The sequence below is a fragment of the Blautia sp. DFI.1.216 genome, from assembly GCF_020594215.1.
In the GTDB taxonomy this organism is placed as follows: domain Bacteria; phylum Bacillota; class Clostridia; order Lachnospirales; family Lachnospiraceae; genus Blautia_A; species Blautia_A wexlerae.
In genome coordinates this window covers 1-2,559 of the sequence record NZ_JAJDML010000111.1, presented here as the reverse complement: position 1 = coordinate 2,559, position 2,559 = coordinate 1, and the positions used below count along the sequence as shown (strand labels likewise).

Annotated in this window: 2 protein-coding genes; both read right to left on the bottom strand. The window is 38.0% G+C overall.

What is annotated here, in order from left to right; genetic code table 11:
• Window positions 1-275 precede the first annotated feature (275 nt).
• Window positions 276-1,451 carry an IS91 family transposase gene (locus LJE11_RS18810; RefSeq protein ID WP_020993160.1) on the bottom strand — a complete coding sequence of 392 codons (1,176 nt, stop codon included), beginning with the start codon at window positions 1,449-1,451 and terminating at the stop codon, window positions 276-278.
• A gap of 2 nt (window positions 1,452-1,453) precedes the next feature.
• Entirely contained in the window at window positions 1,454-2,296 is an 843-nt protein-coding gene (locus tag LJE11_RS18805; RefSeq protein WP_020993164.1) for a tyrosine-type recombinase/integrase, read from the bottom strand.
• Between the last annotated feature and the right edge of the window lie 263 nt (window positions 2,297-2,559).

Genomic DNA, 2,559 nt, shown 5'->3' with positions numbered 1-2,559 from the left:
AACTGTTAAGGAAACAATCGGAGTTGGTGTAAACGAAAAAGCAGCCTTGAGTTCTGATAAAAACTGCCCTTTCGTTTACATCAATTTCGATTTTACCTTGGTGAACAAAGTCGCGTCCCTTTAGCCGATAGCTATGGGGATTCAATCGTTGCTCTTTTCCTTAAGTTTATCATACCGGATGTTTTGGTAAAAGTTTTTTTATTCAAGAAATCAATTTCAGGCATGACAAACAAACCTCCTATGCGGAAGTCATTTATTCTATGCAATTGTAGATTTTAACATCTCATATGTGCACAAAAAGAAGAACTGTATTTATCTTTGCGGGGTGATACCATATTCCCTCCGCAAGAAGAACATTTGCATACATCGATGTGATACAAAACCTTTATCATTTCTATTGCATTTAGATTTTTTAATGTAGAAATGTATTTCTTGCATCCAAGCAGATTTCTGCAGTGAGTTATCTTTTTTCTCTTGTTTCTACATGATAGCAGACCATAGTGACGGATTCTGACAAATTGTTTGGGAGGAACATGCATCAGGAATCGACGGATGAATTCTTCTCCTGAAATTGTTTTCTCTTTCCAACAGCCTTCGTTTTTATAGTCTTTTACTGCATATGTAACTGTCGTGTCTTTCATGGATTTAATTCGCTGATTACTGATTGCTATCCTGTGGGTATATTTTCCAAGATAATTGATAACCGACTGTGCACCATTGAAAGTTTCTTTACAGTAAGTGACCCAGTTCTTTTCATAACACTTATCAAGAAGTTCTTTAAAACGATAGCTGTTCTGATATTTCTCCGCTGTACCATGAAATTTAAGCTTAGAATCATTCCACAGGCTTTTTAACTCATCCAGATATTTTCCACGGAACACCTTTGAGATGACACCATATGGGAGAAAAAAATTTCCACCTGTTTCTTTCCATTTATTTTCATCATCAAGCCCACCTCCAAGAACAATGGTATGAATATGAGGATGATAATTCATTGCAGAACCCCAGGTATGAAGAATGCAGATATACCCTATATCAGCTCCCAGGTACTTTGCATCTTTTGACAATTCATTCAATGTGGCTGAAGCAGCATGATACAGTGCATCATATAACAGCTTCTGGTTGCTGTAAATAATGGAATTCAATTCCTCAGGAACTGTGAATACTACATGATAATAGGGTGCATCCAATACGTTCTCTTTTTGTGCATCAATCCATTTCTCTTTCGGAAACTCCTGGCACATGGGACAGCATCTGCTTCTGCAGGAGTTGTTGTGAACACTGATACATCCGCAGTCCTCACAAACACTGATGTTTACACCAAAAACTCCTGTTTTACAGTTTCTGATGTGATAAGCCGTTTTTCTGTGATGAGCAGGAGGGTTACTCCTCTTTTCATAAGAAGGATAGAACCGTTCAAATACATCCTGTATCGTACATGATTTATCCATAATCATTCACCACCCATCTCATCAAATGGGCTTTTAATACCAAGCAGAGTTTTATTGCTTACATGCAGATAAATTTCTGTTGATTTTGGATCACGATGTCCCAAAAGAGCCTGAATGTATTTTATATCGCAGCCTGACTCAAACAGATGACTTGCAAAACTATGACGCAAACAATGTGTGGAGACATGTTTCTGAATGCCTGCTCTTTCGGCGCTTTCACGAAAAAACTGAATGACACTATCTTTTGTAAGATAATCCCCTGTCCATGAACTTGGGAACAGAATCCCCCTTGGTCTGCCACATTGAAACCAGTATTCTGTCAATATTTCGAGCGTCCGGTCTGCAAGCAAAGTATAACGATCAGAGCGACTTTTCCCATCACGGATGTGTATGGTTTTGTTCGTGCGTGAAATATCATCATAATGAAGATGTGTGACTTCTGAAACACGAAGTCCGCCTGAATACATAGTAGCAATCATAGCTTTGTGCTTCAAATTTGGCGTAGCATCAAGAATAGCTGATATTTCTGCTTTTGTAAGCACCGTTGGTAACTTTCTGTCCCTTTTCATACGAGGTATGTCATCATCATCCCAATTCTTCTTCAATATTTTTTTGTAAAAGAAGCGGATTCCTGAATGGTAGTGATTGTATGTTTCTGGTGAAATCCCGGAAAGTTTCTTTTCAGTTAGGAATATATCAACATCGTCAGTTGTTAATGCATCTATATCCTTGGCTGTGCGGTTCAAAAAATGAGCAACACTGGTACAGTATGCATGAATCGTGGAATCCTTGAGATTCCGTTTATTTGCAGCAGATCGAATCTGATTAAAAATTTCTTCGTACATAATAAAATCCTCCATGTAAAATCAGTAGTTAATGAAAAACCCTGCTTACATGGAGGTGCATTAGCATAATAAAACCGCTTGTCAGAAAAGCGGTCAAATGGTATTCTTTTCATAGGCAGTGGTGTCTTTCTGTATTGAATTGTTTTGTGTGGTAACTTTACAATATCAAATACTGGTAAGAATTGCCATTGCCTATTTTATTATTGAGAAAAAGAAAGCTGCGCCACAGCCTTGGCAAGCCATCGCGCAGCGATTTTGTTCAA